Origin of the sequence: Micromonospora matsumotoense (assembly GCF_900091525.1) — a bacterium.
Classification (GTDB): domain Bacteria; phylum Actinomycetota; class Actinomycetes; order Mycobacteriales; family Micromonosporaceae; genus Micromonospora; species Micromonospora matsumotoensis.
This window is the reverse complement of sequence record NZ_FMCU01000021.1, coordinates 73,012-92,043: the sequence shown is the minus strand read 5'-3', so window position 1 is coordinate 92,043 and position 19,032 is coordinate 73,012. Positions and strand designations below refer to the sequence as shown.

The 19,032-nt window shown below is 72.1% G+C and carries 17 protein-coding genes; 4 read left to right on the top strand and 13 right to left on the bottom strand.

The features are described from left to right. Positions 1–65: 65 nt before the first annotated feature. The 3 genes from GA0070216_RS28775 (at position 66) to GA0070216_RS28765 (ending at position 4,586) form a co-directional block, all read left to right on the top strand. A complete protein-coding gene (locus tag GA0070216_RS28775; RefSeq protein ID WP_245722792.1) occupies positions 66–1,115 on the top strand; it encodes an NAD-dependent epimerase/dehydratase family protein in 1,050 nt (349 codons plus the stop codon). Positions 1,116–1,267: 152 nt separating this feature from the next. Next, positions 1,268–2,575, top strand: coding sequence for a hypothetical protein (locus GA0070216_RS28770; RefSeq protein ID WP_425413206.1), 1,308 nt, complete (start codon positions 1,268–1,270; stop codon positions 2,573–2,575). Between the two features lie 220 nt (positions 2,576–2,795). Continuing rightward, positions 2,796–4,586 carry a DUF1996 domain-containing protein gene (locus GA0070216_RS28765; RefSeq protein ID WP_091252621.1) on the top strand — a complete coding sequence of 597 codons (1,791 nt, stop codon included), beginning with the start codon at positions 2,796–2,798 and terminating at the stop codon, positions 4,584–4,586. 164 nt (positions 4,587–4,750) lie between these two features. Here the strand turns inward: GA0070216_RS28765 and GA0070216_RS28760 are convergent, their stop codons facing one another. The 8 genes from GA0070216_RS28760 to GA0070216_RS28725 all read right to left on the bottom strand — a co-directional run bounded on the left by GA0070216_RS28760 (position 4,751) and on the right by GA0070216_RS28725 (position 12,073). Then, positions 4,751–6,310 carry a cellulase family glycosylhydrolase gene (locus GA0070216_RS28760; RefSeq protein WP_091252619.1) on the bottom strand — a complete coding sequence of 520 codons (1,560 nt, stop codon included), beginning with the start codon at positions 6,308–6,310 and terminating at the stop codon, positions 4,751–4,753. A gap of 129 nt (positions 6,311–6,439) precedes the next feature. After that, on the bottom strand, positions 6,440–7,270 hold the full coding sequence (locus tag GA0070216_RS28755) for a LacI family DNA-binding transcriptional regulator (protein ID WP_091252617.1): 831 nt from the start codon (positions 7,268–7,270) through the stop codon (positions 6,440–6,442). 18 nt (positions 7,271–7,288) lie between these two features. Then, entirely contained in the window at positions 7,289–8,590 is a 1,302-nt protein-coding gene (locus tag GA0070216_RS28750; protein ID WP_091252614.1) for an ROK family transcriptional regulator, read from the bottom strand. Between the two features lie 66 nt (positions 8,591–8,656). After that, positions 8,657–9,430, bottom strand: a complete 774-nt coding sequence (locus tag GA0070216_RS28745) for a hypothetical protein (protein WP_245722791.1) — start codon at positions 9,428–9,430, stop codon at positions 8,657–8,659. Positions 9,431–9,510: 80 nt separating this feature from the next. Beyond that, positions 9,511–10,053, bottom strand: a complete 543-nt coding sequence (locus GA0070216_RS28740; RefSeq protein ID WP_091252612.1) for a PspC domain-containing protein — start codon at positions 10,051–10,053, stop codon at positions 9,511–9,513. Positions 10,054–10,056: 3 nt separating this feature from the next. After that, positions 10,057–10,380 carry a PadR family transcriptional regulator gene (locus GA0070216_RS28735; RefSeq protein ID WP_091252609.1) on the bottom strand — a complete coding sequence of 108 codons (324 nt, stop codon included), beginning with the start codon at positions 10,378–10,380 and terminating at the stop codon, positions 10,057–10,059. Positions 10,381–10,733: 353 nt separating this feature from the next. Further along, a complete protein-coding gene (locus GA0070216_RS28730; protein WP_091252607.1) occupies positions 10,734–11,759 on the bottom strand; it encodes a zinc-dependent alcohol dehydrogenase in 1,026 nt (341 codons plus the stop codon). Then, positions 11,756–12,073 (bottom strand): L-rhamnose mutarotase, encoded by a 318-nt coding sequence (locus GA0070216_RS28725; protein WP_245722790.1) that lies wholly within the window; start codon positions 12,071–12,073, stop codon positions 11,756–11,758. Before GA0070216_RS28725 ends, GA0070216_RS28730 begins: the two co-directional genes overlap by 4 nt. Before the next feature lie 198 nt (positions 12,074–12,271). On the opposite strand from GA0070216_RS28725, the gene GA0070216_RS28720 reads away from it, so the two are divergent. After that, on the top strand, positions 12,272–12,967 hold the full coding sequence (locus tag GA0070216_RS28720) for a FadR/GntR family transcriptional regulator (protein ID WP_091252602.1): 696 nt from the start codon (positions 12,272–12,274) through the stop codon (positions 12,965–12,967). A gap of 17 nt (positions 12,968–12,984) precedes the next feature. Here GA0070216_RS28720 and GA0070216_RS28715 read toward each other — a convergent pair whose 3' ends face one another. The 5 genes from GA0070216_RS28715 to GA0070216_RS28695 all read right to left on the bottom strand — a co-directional run bounded on the left by GA0070216_RS28715 (position 12,985) and on the right by GA0070216_RS28695 (position 18,911). Further along, positions 12,985–13,866 carry an amidohydrolase family protein gene (locus GA0070216_RS28715; RefSeq protein WP_091252600.1) on the bottom strand — a complete coding sequence of 294 codons (882 nt, stop codon included), beginning with the start codon at positions 13,864–13,866 and terminating at the stop codon, positions 12,985–12,987. Continuing rightward, positions 13,863–15,188 carry an enolase C-terminal domain-like protein gene (locus tag GA0070216_RS28710; protein ID WP_091252598.1) on the bottom strand — a complete coding sequence of 442 codons (1,326 nt, stop codon included), beginning with the start codon at positions 15,186–15,188 and terminating at the stop codon, positions 13,863–13,865. Before GA0070216_RS28710 ends, GA0070216_RS28715 begins: the two co-directional genes overlap by 4 nt. 84 nt (positions 15,189–15,272) lie before the next feature. Further along, a complete protein-coding gene (locus GA0070216_RS28705; RefSeq protein WP_091252595.1) occupies positions 15,273–16,310 on the bottom strand; it encodes an ABC transporter permease in 1,038 nt (345 codons plus the stop codon). Continuing rightward, positions 16,303–17,844, bottom strand: coding sequence for a sugar ABC transporter ATP-binding protein (locus tag GA0070216_RS28700; RefSeq protein WP_091252592.1), 1,542 nt, complete (start codon positions 17,842–17,844; stop codon positions 16,303–16,305). Before GA0070216_RS28700 ends, GA0070216_RS28705 begins: the two co-directional genes overlap by 8 nt. Continuing rightward, entirely contained in the window at positions 17,841–18,911 is a 1,071-nt protein-coding gene (locus GA0070216_RS28695; protein ID WP_091252590.1) for a sugar ABC transporter substrate-binding protein, read from the bottom strand. The genes GA0070216_RS28700 and GA0070216_RS28695 overlap by 4 nt, the downstream gene beginning before the upstream one ends. Positions 18,912–19,032: the final 121 nt, after the last annotated feature.

Here is a 19,032-nt window from a genome sequence, read left to right as displayed (position 1 = left end):
TACGAACCGCTGACGGGCGGCCGTGGCCGGGGCACGACGACACGTCCCGGCCCTACCGTCGGCGGGTGACTCACGTACTCGTGACCGGCGGCGCCGGTTTCATCGGCACCCACGTGGTGACCGCCCTGCACGACGCCGGCCACCGGGTGACCGTGCTGGACTCCGGTCATCCCGGTGCGCACCGCATGCCGTTGCCGGACACCGTGGCGGGCGCCCCCGTCGTCCGGCTCGACCTGCGCGACGGGCCGGGCGTCACCGGGGTGCTGGCCGGTGTCGACGCGGTGGTGCACCAGGCGGCCATGGTGGGTCTCGGCGTCGACCTGGACGACCTGCCCGAGTACGTCGGCTGCAACGACCTCGGCACCGCCGTCCTGCTCGCCGCGATGGCCCGGGCGGGCGTGCACCGGCTGGTCCTCGCCAGCTCGATGGTGGTTTACGGCGAGGGTGCCTACGACTGTGCCGCGCACGGTCCGGTCCGCCCCGCCCCGCGTACGGTCGCCGACCTGGCCGCCGGTCGCTTCGAGGCGACCTGCCCGAGCTGCGGCGTCGCCGTCACGCCGGGCCTGGTCGCCGAGGACGCTCCGCTCGATCCGCGCAGCGGGTACGCCGCCACCAAGGTCGCCCAGGAGCACCTCACCTCCGCGTGGGCCCGGCAGACCGGGGGCGCGGTGGTGGCGCTGCGTTACCACAACGTCTACGGGCCCGGCATGCCCCGGGACACCCCGTACAGCGGGGTCGCGGCGATGTTCCGCTCGTCGCTGGAAGCGGGCCGGGCGCCGCGGGTGTTCGAGGACGGCGGCCAGCGCCGCGACTTCGTGCACGTGCGCGACGTGGCGGCGGCCAACCTCGCCGCCCTGGACGCGACCGATACGGGCACCGGCTGGCGGGCGTACAACGTGGCTTCCGGCCGCCCGGCCACCATCGGCCAGTTGGCCACGGAGCTGGCCCGAGCCGCCGGCGGGCCGCCGCCGGTGGTCACCGGCGAGTTCCGGCTCGCCGACGTGCGGCACGTGGTCGCCTCGCCCACCCGGGCCGAGACCGAACTCGGGTTCCGGGCCGCGGTGGGACTCGTCGACGGGATCGCGGAGTTCGCCCACGCACCGCTGCGCGGGTGAACGGCCCGCCGCGCCGTCGCCCGCCGGGCGCGGACAGCCCGCCGGGCGCGGGCGGCACCCTGCACCGCGGCCCGGCGCGCGCCGGCAGCCACCCGGGCGGCCGTCCGCGCGCGCCGGGTGACACCCCGCGTCACCGCCCGGCGCGGGCCGACCTGATCGCTGCCGCTGCCGCGATCGGCCTGTTCGCGGTGGCCGCCGTCACCGGCGGCCTGCTCCACCTGTGGGGACGCCCGGTGCACGCCAGCGCGGCGCCGCTGTTCGCGCAGTGGCTGCCGCACGTCGGCCCCGGCACCCCGCTGGCCCTGCTGGTGGCGGCGCTGGTCTGGTGGCGGGGGCCCGCGCTGGCCGCCCGGCTGACCTGGCGACCGCTGCTCGCGGTCTCCTACGCCACCGCCGTGGCCTGGACGCTGTCGCTGGCCCTGGTCGACGGCTGGCAGCGCGGCATCGCCGGTCGGCTGACCACCCCCTTCGAGTACCTGGACGAGGTCCCCGGGGTCACCGACATCCCCGCCATGCTGGCCGGCTTCAGCGGTCGGATCCTGGACCTCCAACCGGACTCCTGGACCACCCACGTGTCCGGTCATCCGCCGGGGGCCCTGCTCGTCTTCGTCTGGCTCGACCGGATCGGGCTGTCCGGCGGCGGTTGGGCCGGGGTGCTGTGCATCCTGGCGGCGGCACTCGTCGCCGTCGCCGTGCCGCACACCGTACGGCTGCTCGGCACCGACGAGGCGGCCCGCGCGGTGGTGCCGTTCGTGGTGCTCTTCCCCGGGGCGGTCTGGTCCGGGGTGTCCGCCGACGGGCTGTTCGCCGGGGTGACCGCCACCGGTGTGGCCCTGCTGGCGTACGGCGTCATCCGGGGGCGGGCGGTGGGCGCGGTCGCCGGTGGCGCCCTGTTGGCCTTCGGCTGCTACCTCTCCTACGGGCTGGTCCTGATGGCGCCGATCGCACTGGCGGTCGTCGTGCTGGCCGGCCGGCGCTGGCGCACCGCGGGCTGGGTGTTCGTCGGGGCGGTGCCGGTCGCCGCCGCGTTCACCGCCGCCGGCTTCTGGTGGCCCACCGGCTACCACCTCGTCATCGAGCGCTACTACCAGGGCATCGCCTCCGAACGGGCGTACGGCTACTGGGTCTGGGCCGACCTGGCGTTGGTGGTCGTGGCCGCCGGCCCGGTGGTGGCGGTGATCCTCCGGCGCGCGGTGCTGGCCGGCCGGCAGGCTCTCCCCCTCCGGCAGCCGGGTGCGGCGCACGCCACCTGGCTGCTGCCACTGGCCGCCACGGTGGCGATCCTCGCGGCGGACCTGTCCGGCTACAGCAAGGCCGAGGTCGAGCGGATCTGGCTGCCCTTCACCGGCTGGCTCCTGGCCGGGGCGGCCCTGATACCGCCCGCCGACCGCCGTGGCTGGTTGGCCGCGCAGGCGGCGGTGGCGCTCACGATCAACCACCTGCTCCTGACGGTCTGGTAGAGAACCGGCGCGACCGCCGCCACACCACTCACGCGGCGGCCGGTGACCTTGTCACCGGCCGCCGCATCCGGCTGGCTGAAGGTGGGGCCGGGAGCCGGGGGGGCTACTTCTTACCGAATCATGACGGCCCCGGCAAACATTGATCGTTCACCGGATGCCGGCCCGTACCGGTGGGGGACAGCACATCACCGGAGCCGCTCGCGGCTTTGAGGAGATTCCGATGAACCGCAGAAAGAACGGGACCCCACTGGTCCAGACCCGACCGGTCAGGCTCGCCCTGGCCGCGGTCGTGCTGGCGGCCACCGGTGCGCTCACCGTCACCTTCGTCTCCAGCGGTGGCAAGGGCACCGCGGACGCCGCCACCAGCCTGGACCAGTTCGTGCCGATCGAGAACGTGTCGCCGAACGTGCAGAACCTGAAGCCGGCCGCGGGCGGGTCGACCGGCCGGTTCACCGTGGACTGCGGCACGAACGGCAACGGCAAGTTCAGCCCGGACAACCCGGTGGCCCAGCCCGGCATCCGCAACGGCGCCGAGCACGTCCACGACTTCGTCGGCAACCTGGCCATCACCGCGAACTCCTCCAACGCGGATCTGGACGCCTCCGGCACCACCTGCCGCAACGGTGACAAGTCGTCGTACTTCTGGCCGGTGGTGCGCATCGACAAGAGCGTGCGCAGCAACAACCAGGTTCAGCAGGCCCTCGCCCAGACCCAGCCGGTGGTCGTCTGCCCCTCGGTCGGCAAGCGGCTGCGTGCCGTCCCCACCGGGGCCCGCAGCACCGTGGACCGGATGCTGGCCGAGCTGGACCGCCAGCAGGCCGCCGCGAACCAGCGGATGACGGCCAGCCGGGGACGCATCGACGCCGCGTTCAACCGGGAGGTCATCGACTCGCTGCGGGAACGCCGCGCCGCGATGATCAAGCAGATCAGCACCACGGTCACCGCCGCCGGCGGCAACCAGCCCGGCCTGGTCTCCCTGGTCGAGTGCGACATCAGCTACGACGACATGCACGCCCGGATGCCCGGCAGCGCCCACCGCGCCAGCATCAAGGCGGCCCAGGCCGCGAACCCGCGCATTCAGTGCCCCACCGTGCGGGACAAGCTGCCCGGCGTCCCCGCCGGGGCCCTCGCCGAGGTGAACCGCAACCTCGACGAACTCGACCGGCAGATCTCCGAGGCCAACGAGCGCCTCGTCACCAGCCGGGGCCAGGGCGGCCCGGCCTTCGTCGACAACGCCATCCTCGGCCCGCTGCGGGCCAAGCGGACCGCCGTGCTCGACCGGATCGCCATCGCGATCAGCCGGCAGGCCGCCCGTCCGCAGGGCCTCGAAGCGTTCGCCACCTGCACCCTTGACCAGGCCCCGGGTGCCTCGGCGGCACCGAGTAACGCGCCGACCGCCGCCGCGACCACCGCCGCCGCACCCACCACCCCCGCCGCGCTGCCCGACCCGCAGGGTCCCAACTTCGAGCTGCCCGGCAACACCGGCGGTATCGTCCGCCCGGCGCAGGTGCTGATCGAATACCGCGGCAACCCCGTCAGCAAGGTGGTGCCGATGCCGAAGTTCCTCCGTGCCCTCACCGGTGACGCCAAGCCCACCAGCCGGGGCCCGGCCAACGCCCGCGCCACCTGGAGCTGCTCGGGCTTCGCCGACCGGCTCTCCGACAAGTACCCGATCTGCCCCGCCGGCAGCCAGGTGCAGCGGGTGCAGGACTTCCCCGGCTGCTGGGACGGCAAGAACATCGACAGCGACAACCACCGCAACCACGTCGCGTTCGCCGACAAGGCCACCGGCGCCTGCCCGCAGGGCTTCCAGGCGATCCCGCAGCTGCGGATCACCATCGGCTACGACATCGCCCGCGACGTGCAGGTCAAGGGCCAGTACGCGCTCGACTCCTTCCCCGAGGAGAACCACAACCCGTTCTCCGACCACAACGACTTCGTCAACGTCAACTCGGCCCAGACCATGCAACGCATCGCCACCTGCATCAACAAGGGCAAGAACTGCTCCTGACGCGCCGGGGCGGGAGCCTGCACACGAGGCTCCCGCCCGGGGTGGCAGGGCGGACGGGGGTGGGTGCGGCGAAGTCGCCGCACCCACCCCCACCGCTACTCCGTCGATCGCGTCACGGACCGCCGACGCCGGGTTGCTGCCGGCGGGGGAGGGCCGGGGGTCGGTTACGGCGTGACGGAGAGCAGATGGGCCCGGTAGCCCTCGCCGTAGCTCTTGGTCGGGGTGCCGTTGTAGTCCTCGATGAGCACGTTGCCACCGCTGCAACCCCACGGGTTCCAGGTCCACGCCGTGTAGCCGAGCCGGTTGCGGTCCAGCCAGGTCGTCAACCGGTCGATGTAGTCGTGGGCGCAGGTGTCCTGGCCGATCTCGCCGGCGTGTACCGGCACCTGCGCGGCCACCGGCGCGATCTGGGTATCCCAGCAGGTCTCGGTGACACAGGCGTTGAAGTTGTACGAGTGCCACGAGGCCACGATGTTGTTGCGCGGGTCGGTCGGCTTGTAGGCCAACCACTGGGTCAGGTCGTTGGTCCAGGTCAGGCCGGGGACCAGCAGGACGTTGGTGGCGCCGGTGGCGCGTACCGCGTCGACCAGGTTCTGCATGCCGGCCACCGGGTAGTCGATGCCGGTGCAGGTGCCGCCGTCGCGCAGGCAGCGCCAGGCGGCCGTCATGTCCGACCAGTTGTTGGCGGCGTCCGGGTAGGGCTCGTTGAACAGGTCGAACAGCACCGCGTCGTTGCCCTTGAACGCGGTGGCCACCCCGGTCCAGAACTGCGGCGTGTACTGCCTGCTCGGCATGGGCTTCTGGCAGGTGGCGTTCACGTCCGGGCAGGCCGAGATGTTGCCGGTGTACGCGCCGTGGGTCCAGTGCAGGTCGAGGATCGGGTTGATGCCGTTGGCGACCAGCAGGTTCGCGTACGCCTTCACCGCCTGCTGGTAGGTGGCGCCGCTGGGCGAACCGGACAGGCCCAGCCAGCAGTCCTCGTTGAGCGGGATTCGGACGGCCCGGATGTTCCAGGCCTTCATCGCGTCGACCGAGGCCTGGTCGACCGGACCGCTGTCCCACATGCCCTTGCCCTGTACGCAGGCGAACTCACCGCTGGCCCGATTGACGCCGAGCAGGCGGTAGGTCTCCCCGGCGGCCGTCACCAGCCGGTTACCGGAGACCCGCAGGCTCGGTGCGGCACCGGTCGGCGGCGCGGTCGTCGGCGGGGGCGTGGTCGGTGGTGGGGTCGTCGGCGGGGGAGTCGTCGGCGGTGGGGTGGTGGGCGGTGGGGTGGTCGTGGGCGGGGGAGTCGTCGGGGAGGGGCTGACCGTCCCGGTGCAGGTCGTGCCGTTGAGCGCGAACGACGTGGGTACGGGGTTGACGCCGTTCCACGCCCCGTTGAAGCCGATCGTGGTCGATGCGTCGGTGCTCAGCGAGCCGTTCCAGCTCAGGCTGGCCGCCGACACCCGGGTGCCGGACTGCGACCAGGTGGCGCTCCAGCCCTGGGTGACCTGTTGGCCGGCATTCGGGAAGTCGAACGTCAGGGTCCAGTTGGTGAGCGCGGAGCCGAGGTTGGTGATGGCGATGTTGCCGCTGAACCCGCCGGTCCACTGGCTCTGCACGGTGTAGGTGACCGCGCAGCCAGAGGCCGCGGCCGACGCGGGAAGGGTGGCTGCGGTCAGGCTGGCGGCCACCAGGGTGCCGGCTGCTGCCGACGCCAGCAGGGCATGTCGACGTGTCATGAAGCTCTCCTAGATATAGCGGGGGAGCGTCGATGGGAGCGCGTCTGCGAGCTTTCTTTATGAGCCTCACTAAGTCAAGCGTATCGATGCGCATTTCGATGAACTGCCAGGTGGGCCGCACATGTCGACCTATCGCGGCGCGGCGGTCGTCTCCCGGGCGACCACGGTCTCGGTCGCGCACCAGCGTTCCGGCGCCGACCCGCCGTCGATCAGCCGCAGCACGGAATCGCCGACCGACTCACCGAACGAGTGCACGTCCAGGCTCATCGTGGTGAGGGCGGGCGAGGCCAGGCGGCACAGGCTGGAGTCGTCCCAGGCGATCAGGCTGACGTCGCGGGGGACCCGGTGGCCCAGCTCCTTGACCGCGTGCAGGCCCGCCACCGCCATCAGGTCGTTGTCGTAGATGATCGCGGTGGGTGGCTCGGGCTCGGTCATCAACCGGACGGTCAACCTGGCCCCGGACTCCGCCGAGTAGTCCCCCTCCACGACGACGGCGTCGACGGCGGCGGCCAGCATGGCGGTGGTGCGGGTCCGGGTGTGCAGGAGGGTGCCGGGTCCGGTGATCCGGGCAATCCGGTGATGCCCGAGGCCGACCAGATGCGCCAGGGCCGCCCGCATCGAACCGACGTCGTCCCGTCGTACCGCCGGGGTGTCGTGGGTCGGCTCACCCGCGACCACGACGGGCAGCCGCAACTCCCGCAGCACCGCCGGCCGGGGGTCGTCGATCGACGGGTTCACCAGCACGATCGCGTCGACCAGCCGCTGCTGTGCCCACCTGCGGTACGCGGCGATCTCGGCGGCGTGGTGGGCGACCACGTGCAGCAGCACCGACCGGCCGTGCGCGGCGAGGCGTTCCTCGATGCCCGCGATGAACTCCATGAAGAACGGCTCGGTGCCGAGCAGCCGGGGTGGTCGGGCAAGGACCAGGCCCACCGCGCTCGTCCGCCACGCGTCGTCCATTGCGCACCCCCGGGTCAGTCAGCTTGCCGATTCGGTGAGCCGGGCCCGCTCCTCGGCCCGTGGCTCGGGCGGGCGCGACCCGTGGCTCAGTGGGACGAGCTCGGATTCGAGGATCAGGGCGGCGGCGCCGATGGCCGAGGCCGTGGCGGCGGAACGGGAGAGCCGTACGTCGACGGTGTGCGTGCCCCGGGAGAAGGAGGCGCGCAGTTCGTGCCGGACGATGGGGAGGTAGACCGACCCGGCGGCGGCCAGACTCGGACCGGTCAGCACGAGCACTTCGAGGTCCATCAGGTTCGCCAGGGTCCGGGCGGCCGTCCCGACGTACCGGGCCGACCGCTCCAGCAGCGCCAGCGCGTGCGGCTCGCCCCGGCGGGCGGCGCGGCTGATCGCGGCGAAGTCGGCGACCACCGAGGGCCGCCGGACGCCGACCGTGAAACCCACCGCCCGGGCCGCCGCCGGGTCCGACCGGGCGGCGGCGACCACCGCCGCCGGCCCGGCCAGCGCCTCCACGCACCCCCGGGCGCCGCACCAGCACCGCGGACCGTCGGCCGACACGCAGACATGGCCCAGTTCACCGACGTTGCCGCTCGGCCCCCGGTAGGTGATGCCGTTGATGACCAGGCCGGCACCGATGCCGGTGCCCATGTAGAGGGCGGCGGCCGAGGTCGCGGTGCCGAAGCCGCCCGTCCAGTGCTCGCCCAGCGCCGCCGCGGTCGAGTCGTTGTCCAGCACCACCGGCAGCGTCGTCGCCTGCTCCAGCGCCGGGCCGAGTGGAAACCCGGTCCACTGCCGCATGGCGGGGGCGAGCCCCACGTCCGGTGGGCCGCCGATGCCCCGGGTGGCGTCGACCGGGCCGGGGAACACCACGCCGACGCCGAGGATCCGGGTGTGTTCCACACCCACACCGTCGATCAGCGCGGCGATCTCGGTGGCGATCCGGGCGACCACCACCCCCGGCTCCTCGGCGCCCGCGCCGGGGCGGGAGATCCGGGCCACCACCGTCCCACCCAGGTTGGTCAGGGCGTAGGTGATGACCCCGTGGTCCAGGTGGACGCCGACGGCGTACCGGGACGCGTGGTGGAGCTGGAGCAGCACCTGCCGCTTGCCCCCGGTCGACTTCGCGTGCCCGGTCTCGACGACCAGATCCTCGTTGATCAGCTTGCGGACGAGGGTGGAGATGGTTGGCGCGGTGAAGCCGGTGGCCCGGATCAGGCCGACCCGGCTGATCGTGCCGGCCGCCCGGATCGCGTCGAGAACAACCGATTTGCTACTCGCCTGGGGTTTGCTCGCTGCTGGTCCGCTCGCTGCTGGTCCGCTCACTGCTTCTCTGCCAGGGGCTGTTAGGTCGGCCGCCCAGAGTATACAAGGATCCCGATGTCGCCGGGCTCAGCCGCGGCAGATGACCGTCGCGTCGTCGGTGGCGACGCCGTGCCGTGCCTCGGCCTCCCGGACCCGCCGGATGATCTCGGCAGGTCCGTGGTCCAGCAGGCGCAGCAGCCCCGCCCAGTCGGTGAGCCCGAAGGTGTCCACGAGCCGGCTCGCGCCGTTGCTCAGCAGCGCGGCCCGGTTCACCCCATGTGCCGGGCAACTGCCGGTGACCGCCTCGTCCACGACCTGCGGGTCGTCCTTGGCCACCCAGAAACCGCCCGGGTTGTTGCGGTGCCCCCGCAGCTCGCGTAGCAACCGCCGGTGCTCCTCGCTGCCCGCGTCGATGCCCACCAGCCGGCGCTCGAAAGACCGGGCGATCACCACCTCGCGTGGGTCGTGGGCGACGATCGGCGCACCCGATGCCCGCCCGACGACCGCCACCGCGTCCCCGAGGACCAGGTGCTCGACCAGGTCGCCGGAGAACCGGAGCATCGCCACGGCCGCGTGCGGGCTGCTCGGGTGGGTGACGTCGCAGGTGTCCCGGTGGATGTCGGTGACCTGCGCGATGCCTTCGGCCAGCACCGCCCGCAGGCTCCGGTCCGCCGACAACCCGCCCAGCAGGGCGCCACCGAGCCGGCTGGCATACCAGGCGACGCCGTGGCGGCAGACCTTCTCGGCCCCGGCGATGCCACCGGCGCCGTCGACCAGCACCAGACCGGCCGGCACGGCACCGGCGAAGTCCTCATTGGTACGACCGGGATGTCCCGCGTCGGTCGCCAGCACCACCCGCACGCTCTGATCATCACACGGCCAGCCCGGCCAGCCCGGGTCCGATCGGCCCGGTCGTGCCGAACACGCGCTGGGCTGTCGGCTCAGGCGGGTCGCGGCGCGTCCCGTCGGCGCTCGTAGTCGATGACCGTCGGGACGGCGGGGAGCGCCAGCAGCAGGACCAGGTACGGGATGCCGAGGAGGCCACCGGTGACCAGGGTGAGCAGCAGCACGACGGTGCGGACCCAGTCGACGCGGAAGCCGCCGTACGCCGCGATGCCGAGGCAGACGCCGCCGAACCACTTGCCCTCGTCGATTCGGCACCAGAATCGGCCACGCGGGCGCGGCGTGACGGAGGGCGGTGGGGGACCTGCCGGGCTCACCGGTCCGAACTCGGTCAGGATCGCTGCCATCTGCGCGCCGGTCACCGGGTCGAGGGCCGGGCCGGTGAGAGTGCTCAGGCGGTCGCCGATCGCGGATTCGAGATCTCGGACGATGTCGTCGGCATCCTCGTCGGCGGTGCCCGCGTCGCCCCGCAGCCCGCGGTGCGCCTCGTCGAGGTACCGCCGCAGGGCGGCACGTGCGTCGTGGGTGGCGGGAAAGGCCGCAGTGTGCCCGGTGAGGCGGATGGTGGTCGGGTCGTTCAAGGGTCATCGTCCCATCGTGCTGATCATGTGGGTCAGTTCGTTCCAGTACTCACGGAACGCGGCGAGCTGATCTCTGCCGGCCTTGGTGAGGGAGAAGTACTTCCGGGGCGGCCCCGACGGCGACTCATGCCACTCGTGCTGCACGAGCCCGTCGCGCCGGAGCCTGCTCAGCAGCGGATACAGGGTGCCCTCCTGGGCGGGGAAGTCCGCTTCCTGAAGTGCGGCGAGGATCTCCGCCGCGTACCGCTGCCGGGACTCGACGGCGGCTAGGACGAGGGGTTCGAGCAGGCCGCGTCGCAACGCCACGAGCTTGGGATCGGTCTGCATATCACTACCTTGTCACAGCAAGGTACCTGTCGCAAACTCCGGAGCAGATGCGGGCTCCGCCACGAAGAACGTGAGCAGGCCGGCCCCGGCGGCGCATCACCCCCCGGGTCGGTCACTGCCCCTACCGGGTGGACGATGACGACCTGCTCACTTCGCTGCGGCGACCGGCCCGACCATCCCCCGCCGGCGTCACTACGACGACATCGGACTGTTCGCGCCGGCCCAGCTCGATCCAGGCAGCGGCTACCGGTGCCACCACCGGGAGCAGTTGGGCGACGCCCACCTGAGCCGCGGCCGGTGGGCGGTGACGGCGGACTTCCCCCGACGTGCCGCCCGGCACCGGTCGCGCGGTTTCACCCCGCGCCCCCGCAGTCCACCAGGATCTTGACCTCGCCGCCGGCGGCCAGTGCCCGGAACGCCTCGGACACCTCGGCCAACGGCACGATCCGGGTGATGAGCCGCGCGGCGGGCACCAGCCCGGCGTGCACCAGCCGGACGGCCTCGGTGTAGTCCGCCCGCTCGTAGACCCGGACGCCGATCACCTCCAGTTCGCGCCAGAAGACGCGGTGCAGGTCCACCTCCCGTGGGGTGGGATGGATCGCCACGACGACCAGCCGACCGCGCGCGGCGAGCAGGTCGGTCGCGGTGCGGACCCCGGCGGCGGACCCGGACACCTCGAAGACCACGGCGGCGCCGGCCCCACCGGTCGTCTCGTGGACGTGTCGCGCGACGTCGACCGTCGCCGGATCGACGGTGTGCAGCCCGAGTTCGGTGGCGAGTTCCCGGCGACGCGGGTCGAGTTCGAGCACGGTCACCTCGGCGCCGGTGGCCCGGGCGACCGTGCCGATGAGCAGGCCGACGGGGCCGGCGCCGATGACCACCGCGTGTTCACCGGCGGTGAGCCGGGAACGCCGTACGTCGTGCACGGCGACCGCGGTCGGCTCGATCAGCGCGGCGTGGGTCAGGGGCAGATCCTCGGGCAGCGGCACCAGGATCCGCGCGGGCACCGTCCAGGAGCGCTGCATCGCGCCGGGCGAGTCGATGCCGATGAAGGTGAGCCGGTGACAGATGTGGGTGTGGCCGGCCAGGCAGGCGGCGCACCCACCGCACCAGTCCAGTGGCATCACGGTCACCGGATCGCCCACCCGGTGGCCCTCGACCCCCGGGCCCATCTCGGCGATGCGGCCGGACATCTCGTGGCCGATCACCGCCGGCACCCGGACCCGCTGGTCCATCGCCCCGTGCGCGATGTGCAGGTCGGTGCCGCAGATGCCGGTGTACGCGACGTCGATGCGGACCTGGTCGGGGCCGGGCGGCACGGCGGCGGTCCCCTCGACGACGAAGGTGTTGTTGCCGACGTAGTGCGCGCTGCGGTTCACGACGGCTCCCCGGTCAGGTGCCAGACCTCGTGCATCGGGGCCCACCAGTGCCCGGAGCCGGGTTCGGCGAGCGATTCCTGGCACGGATCGGTCAACGTCCACCAGGCCTGCGTCTGCGGGTCGTCGGCGATGCGGCGCTGGTCCGCGTCGTGGTCCTCGCCGACGTACTCGTAGTAGCCGAACAGCAGGTCCTGATGCAGGAAGATGCTGTAGTTGCGGATGTTCGCCGCGCGGAGCGTCTGCTCGACGTCGGGCCAGACGGCGGAGTGCAGTCGGAGATAGGTTTCCCGTTGATCCGGTCGGAGCCGGATCACCCAGCCGTAGCGTTGCACGTCATGCCTTTCCGGTGGGGGTGTCGGTCGGCCGATCGGCCGGGTGCGGTGCGGCACCCGCGCCGGGGTGACCGCAGCAGGAAAAACATCCGATGTCTCTATATTGGTGTGGGCTGTCGTCGCCGACCACGGGGGGACCGGTGTGGCGACGCCCGCCGCACCGGCCAGAGGGGGACGTGGATGGCACTGACCGACGACGCGATCGCGAAGATCCGGAGCATGGTCCAGAGTGGTGAGCTGCCGCCGGGGGCCCGGCTGCCCCCCGAGCCGCAACTGGCCGAGCAGATGGGGTTGTCGCGCAGCGGGGTCCGGGAGGCGGTCAAGGTCCTCGAATCGGCCCGGGTGCTCGACGTACGACGCGGCGACGGGACGTACGTCACCAGCCTCGCCCCCCGGCTGCTGCTGGAGGGCCTGGGCGTCGCGGTGGAGTTGCTGCGCGACGACACCCTGCTGGAGGTCATGGAGGTGCGGCGGCTGCTGGAACCGATGGCGACCGGACTGGCGGCGCTGCGGATGACCGACGCCCAACTCGACGACCTCAGCGGCATCCTGGAGGAGATGCGAGCGGCGGCCGACGACGCGGAGAAGCTGATCCGGTTCGACACGGCCTTCCACCACACCGTCGTCGCGACCACCGGCAACGAGACCCTCACCTCGCTGCTGGACGGGTTGTCCAGCCGTACGCTGCGGGCCCGGGTGTGGCGGGGGTTGATCGAGAGCAACTCGGCGCACACGACGATCGAGGAGCACCACGCGATCTACCTCGCGCTGCGCTCGCGCGATCAGCTGCTCGCCCAGGCGAGTGCGTTGATGCACGTCAACACCTCCGAGGCGTGGCTGCGTACGGTGCTCGCCGCCAAGGCGACGGGTGCGTGACCCCGTACCGGTCGGGATCATGCGGGCTGCGCCGGGACAAGGTGCGCGACCCGGGGTGCCAACCGGTAGGTGCGCACGGCGGTGCCGGCGAGGATCTCGTGCCGTTCCCGGGCCGACAGCGGGGGCAGCGCCGCCGTCAACGCCCGGAGCACTCCGGGATAGTCCGACCTGAGCAGGCAGACCGGCCAGTCCGAACCAAACATCAGACGCTCGGCACCGAACTCCGCGATGGCCACCTCGACGAAGGGGCGCAGATCGTCCGGTGACCAGTCCGGTCCGGCCTCGGTGACCAGGCCGGACAGCTTGGCGGTGACGTTGGGGTTGGCGGCCAACGCGGCGAGCGGGCCGCGCCAGCTCCGCAGACCCGCCGTACCCTCGTCGATGCGGGGTTTGCCGAGATGGTCGAGGACGAACCGGAGCTGCGGCACCGCCCGGGCCGCCCGGGCCGCCGCCGGCAGTTGGTCGGCCCGGATCACCAGGTCGAACGCGAGCCCGGCGGTGGCGAGCGCGGCGAGCCCCCGCCGCACGTCGGGTCGGTCGAGATAGTCCGGGTCCGCCTCCCCCTGCACCTGCGAGCGCACCCCGGCCAGGAACTCACCGCCCCGCAGCCGGCGGTACCACTCGACGGTGGCGGGCACGTCGTCGTCGGCGACGTCCAGCCAGGCCACCACCGCGAGGATCGACGCGGTGTCGGCGGCGTGGCCGAGGAACTCGGCCGCCTCGTCGGGATGGCAGCGACCGCCCTCCACCAGCACGGTGCCGGTCACCCCGGCGGCGGTGAGTTCGATGGTCAGGTCCGCCGGGGTGAACGGCCGCCGGATGGCCGCGAGTTCGGGTGCGTCGAGCCAGGCGTAGCCGCGCTCCGGCCGCCACAGGTGGTGGTGCGCGTCGATGATCATTGCGTCGGCGCTTCCGCCGGAGCCCCGGTGTCGGCCCACTGTGGACCGTCCGGGAACCGGAACGCGGCCAGGGAGGTCGGCAGGATCTCCGCGCTCATCCCCGGGGTGGTGGGTGCCAGGTACCGCCCGCCGGTGACGCGGACCGGGTCGACGAAGTGCTCGTGCAGGTGGTCGACGTACTCGATGGCCCGGTCGTCGGTGCTGCCGCTGACCGCCACGAAGTCGAACATCGCCAGGTGCTGCACCAGTTCACACAACCCGACCCCGCCGGCGTGCGGGCAGACCGGCACCCCGAAGTGCGCGGCGAGCAGCAGGATCGCCAGGTTCTCGTTGACCCCGGCGACCCGGCAGGCGTCGATCTGCACCACATCGACGGCATCGGCCTGGAGCAGTTGTTTGAACACCACCGCGTTGTGCACGTGCTCACCGGTGGCCACCCGGATCGGGCTGAGCGCCTTGCGGACCGCGGCGTGCCCGAGCACGTCGTCCGGCGACGTCGGCTCCTCGATCCAGTACGGGTCGAACGCGGCCAGCTCGCGCATCCACCTGATCGCCTCGGGCACCCCCCAGATCTGGTTGGCGTCGACCGCGAGGCGGATCTGGGGCCCGACGGCCTGCCGGGCGATGCCCATCCGGCGTACGTCGTCGGCCAGGTCCCCGCCGACCTTGAGTTTGATCAGCTGGTAGCCGTCGCGCACCGCCTCGGCGCAGAGCCGGGCCAGTTTCTCGTCGTCGTAGCCCAACCAGCCCGGCGTCGTGGTGTACGCCGGATACCCCTCGGCCCGCAGCTGCTGTTCCCGTGCGGCCCGGCCGTCGTTCGCCCGCCGCAGCAGCGCGAGCGCCTCGTCCTCGGTGAGGGCGTCGCGCAGGTAGCGGAAGTCGACCTGCGCGACGAGTTGTTCCGGGGTGAGGTCGGCCAGCAGTTTCCACAGTGGCTTGCCCGCCCGGCGGGCGGCGAGGTCCCACACCGCGTTGACCAGGCCGCCGGCGGCCATGTGCACGACCCCTTTCGCCGGGCCCAGCCAGCGGATCTGACTGTCGCCGACGAGCCGGCGGGCCAGTGCCCCCGGATCGGCGACCAGCGCGTCGACCGGCTGGTCGATCACCATCGCGGCGAGCGAGCGCACGGCGGCGACCTGGATCTCGGTGCCGCGTCCCACGGTGAAGATCAGCCCGTGCCCCTCGGCGCCCGCCGAGGTCCGCAGGACGACGTAGGCGGCGGAGTAGTCGGGGAACGGGTTCATCGCGTCCGACCCGTCGCGGTGCACGGAGGTGGGGAAGCGGACGTCGATCGTGTCCACCGAGGTGATGCGTTCAGTCACGGTGACTCCTGGGATGGGAACGGTCGGCGGTCTGCTGCCCGCCTCGTGGGCCTACCTCGTGGGGTCCCGGCGGACCGGGCCGGTTCAGGTCTGTGCCTTGCCGCCGGTGATGCGGGAGACCACCAGGGCGACCAGGATGACGGCGCCGTTGAGGAAGTTCGTCCACTGGGCGGGCACGCCGGCCAGGGTCAGCACATTAATGATCATGAAGAGCAGCAGGACGCCGGTGAACGCGCCGAAGACGCTGCCCTTGCCGCCGTTGAGGCTGACCCCGCCGATCACCGCCGCCGCGAACACCTGGAAGATCGCGCCGTCGCCCTGGGCCGCCGGCACCGCCGCCAGCCGGCCGCTGATCAGCAACCCGGCGAGGGCGGCGAGCACGCTGGCCACGATGAGCGCGATCCACAGCACCCGGTCGGTACGGATGCCCGCCGCCCGGGCCGCGTCGGCGTTACCGCCGATGGCGTACAACGCCCGGCCGGCGCGGGTGTGACCGAGCACCACGATCCCGACGGCGAACAGCAGCAGCGACACCCAGATCGAGGCCGGTATCCCGAACCAGCTGGTGGAGCCGAGGTACGTCATCGACCCGGGCAGCGCGAAGAAGGTCTGTCCGCCGGAGATGCCGGTGAGCAGTCCCCGCAGGATGATGAGCATGCCCAGCGTCACGATGAAGCCGTTGAGACCGAACCGGACGATGAGCAGCCCGTTGAAGGCCCCGACGAGGGCGCCGACGAGCAGCACCACCGGGACCGCCCAGGCGTCCGGCAGCAGGCCGAGCCCCAGACCCCGGGTGAGCGCGGGATCGATGACCAACCAGGCGGCGATGCCCGGGGCGAGCCCGAAGGTGGACTCCAGCGACAGGTCCATCTTGCCGGTGATCAGCACGATGGTCTGCGCCAGCACCAGGATGGCGATCTCCGACATGCTCTGCAGCACGTTGACGATGTTGTCGGTGCTCAGGAAGACCGGGCTGATGATCCACCCGACGATCGCCACCGCGATGATCGCCGGCACCAGTGCCAGGTCCCGCAGCCGGGCGAGGGCGAGGTGCCGCGACGGCGGGCGGGTCGGTGGTGGCACCGGAGCCGACGCCTTCCCGGTGGACAGCGTTTCAGACATGGTGGAGGTCCACCCCTTCCATGGCGGCTACCAGATCGTTGTCGCTCCAGCCGTGGGCCATCTCGCCGACGACCCGACCCTGGAACATCACCAGCACCCGATCGCAGTTGCGCAGATCGTCGAGTTCGTCGGAGATCACCAGCACGGCGGCGCCCCGCCGACGCACGTCCTCGACGACCCCGAGCAGGGTCTGCTTGGAGCGCACGTCGACCCCGGCGGTCGGCGTGATGAGCACCAGCAACTGCGGGTCGTTGGCCAGCGCCCGGCCCATGACGACCTTCTGCTGGTTGCCGCCGGACAGCTCGGAGACCGGCACCTGCGGCCCGGCCGCCTTGATCGTCAGGTCGGCGATCGTGTCCCTGGCCAGGGCGTCGCGACGGGCTGGCGAGATGAGGCCGTACCGCCCGACCCGGTCCGGCACGGTCATCGTGACGTTCTCCGCGATGGACAGCGACGGCACCAGACCCTCCCGGTGCCGGTCCTGCGGCACCAGCCCCACACCGGCGGCGAGGGCGTCGGGCACACTGCCCGGCCGCAACACCCGACCGGCGAGGGTGACCGTCCCGCCCGCCGGGCGGGCGAGGCCCACCATCGCCTCCGCGACCTCGACCTTGCCGCTGCCGCCGCCACCGGCGATGCCGACGACCTCGCCCGCCCGGGCCTCCATCGACAACTCGGCGCCGGACGAGGTGACCAGGTCACGCACCGACAGCAGCACGGGCGCGTCGGACGTCAGCGGTCGGCGGCCGGCCTCCGGCATCGTCACGTCCTCTCCGGTCATCGCGGCGACCAGCGCCTGCCGGCTCAGCTCGGCGACCGGGGCGGTGACGATGTGCCGGGCGTCGCGGAAGACCGTGACCCGGTCGCACAGCTCGTAGATCTCCTGGAGGTGGTGACTGATGAACAGGAACGTCACGCCGTGCGCCCGCAGGTCGCGGATCCGGGTGAACAGGCGGTGGATGCCGGCGGCGTCGAGCTGGGCGGTCGGTTCGTCGAGGATGATGAACCGGGCGCCGAAGGACAACGCGCGGGCGATCTCCACGAACTGCCGCTGCTCGACCGAGAGCGTCGAGGCCGGCTGGCGGACGTCGACCTCGACCGACCAGGCGGCCAACAGCTGTTCCGCCTCCCGACGCAGGCTCGACCAGCGGATCAGTCCGCTGCGGGAGCGCGCGTGCCGGTTGAGGAACAGGTTTTCCGCCACGGTGAGGGTGGGAATGATCGTCGACTTCTGGTACACGCACGCCACCCGCTGCCGCCAGGCGTCGCGATCCGCCAGCGGCGGGGCGGGACGCCCGTCGAAGGCGACCGCGCCGCCGTCGGCGGCCTGCAACCCGGTGAGGATGCTGACCAGCGTCGACTTGCCGGCGCCGTTGCGCCCCACCAGGGCGTGGGTCTCACCGGGGCGGACCATGATTCCCGCCCCGGACAGGGCGAGCGTGGACCCGAACCGTTTGGTGATGTCGACCGCCTCGACGACGGGCCGGTCCTCGCCGACCGGCCCGCCGCCGGGGCGGTGCGGGGTGGCACTCATGCGTTGCGGCCCCACAGCGACGGGTCGTCGAACTTCACGGTGGGCTGCCCCCCGATCGGTGCGCCGTCCAGGGTCACCAGGGGCGCCGGAAGCTGGTCCTCCAGCAGACCCTCCCGCACCTGGATGATGGTGCTGCCGTGCTCGGTGGGTCCGGGCTGGAAGGTCTTCCCCTCGATCGCCGCCTTGGCGTACTCCAGCCCGTATCTGGCGTAGAGGTCGGCGGGCTGGCTGACGGTGGCGTCGATCAACCCGCCGCCGATGTTCTTCAGCTCCTCGGGGATGCCGTCGTTGGAGACGACGAAGACGTGCTTCGGATCGGTCGGGGGCACCTGGAGCCCGCGCTGCTTGAGGATCTGCAGGGTGCCCGACAGCGCGAACGAGGACTGCATGTAGACGCCCTTGATGTCCGGGTCGGACGCGAAGCGGGTCTGCAGCTTCGACGCCGCCACGTCGGCCTTCCAGTCGGTCGCCTCACCGAAGACCTTGATGCCGGGGAACTCCTTGCCCATGCACTCGTTGAACGCCTCGGTGCGGTCCCGACCGTTGATCGAGTCCAGGCCGCCCTGGAGCATGACGACCTTGCCCCGGCCGCCGAGCTTGGTGCCCAGGAACTGGCACGCCTTGGTGCCGTAGGCGCGGTTGTCGGCGCGTACCACCATGAACACCGTGCCGCTGTCGGGCCGGGTGTCGATGGTGACCACCGGGATCTTGCGGCTTTCCAGTTGGCTCAGGGTCGGCGCGATGGCGGCGGTGTCCTGCGGGGCCATCACCACCCCCTTGACGCCCTGGCTCATGAAGGTCTGGGCGTTGGAGATGAGGTTCGCGATGTCGTTCTGCGAGTTGGTGGTCTTGAGTTCGACCCCCAACTCGTCGGCGGACTGCGGCACATACTTGATGTAGGAGTTCCAGAAGTCGGTGTCCGAGCGGGGGTAGTCGACCCCGATAAGCGGCTTGCCGCCACCCGATCCGGTCGCGTCGCCCGACCGGTCACCGCAGCCGGCGGTGAGGGCGGCCGTCGCGCCGAGCAGCACCGTCAGTCCCGCGCTCAACAGATGTCTGTGGTTCATCGTGTTCGCTCCGTTCCTCAGGGAGTGTCCGGAGCGGGTCGCCGCAACCCGTGGGGATCGTGGCGGCTCCCGCGTCGGAGGGGCTGCGCGGATCAGACGGTGACCGTCCACAGCGGGGTGG

What these genes read in the sequence shown, in the direction of transcription:
- GA0070216_RS28765 (WP_091252621.1), top strand. Translation starts at nt 2,796, where the DNA reads ATGAACCGCAGAAAGAACGGGACCCCACTGGTCCAGACCCGACCGGTC.
- GA0070216_RS28760 (WP_091252619.1), bottom strand. Translation starts at nt 6,310, where the DNA reads ATGACACGTCGACATGCCCTGCTGGCGTCGGCAGCAGCCGGCACCCTG.
- GA0070216_RS28755 (WP_091252617.1), bottom strand. Translation starts at nt 7,270, where the DNA reads ATGGACGACGCGTGGCGGACGAGCGCGGTGGGCCTGGTCCTTGCCCGA.
- GA0070216_RS28735 (WP_091252609.1), bottom strand. Translation starts at nt 10,380, where the DNA reads ATGCAGACCGATCCCAAGCTCGTGGCGTTGCGACGCGGCCTGCTCGAA.
- GA0070216_RS28720 (WP_091252602.1), top strand. Translation starts at nt 12,272, where the DNA reads ATGGCACTGACCGACGACGCGATCGCGAAGATCCGGAGCATGGTCCAG.
- GA0070216_RS28715 (WP_091252600.1), bottom strand. Translation starts at nt 13,866, where the DNA reads ATGATCATCGACGCGCACCACCACCTGTGGCGGCCGGAGCGCGGCTAC.
- GA0070216_RS28705 (WP_091252595.1), bottom strand. Translation starts at nt 16,310, where the DNA reads ATGTCTGAAACGCTGTCCACCGGGAAGGCGTCGGCTCCGGTGCCACCA.
- GA0070216_RS28700 (WP_091252592.1), bottom strand. Translation starts at nt 17,844, where the DNA reads ATGAGTGCCACCCCGCACCGCCCCGGCGGCGGGCCGGTCGGCGAGGAC.
- GA0070216_RS28695 (WP_091252590.1), bottom strand. Translation starts at nt 18,911, where the DNA reads ATGAACCACAGACATCTGTTGAGCGCGGGACTGACGGTGCTGCTCGGC.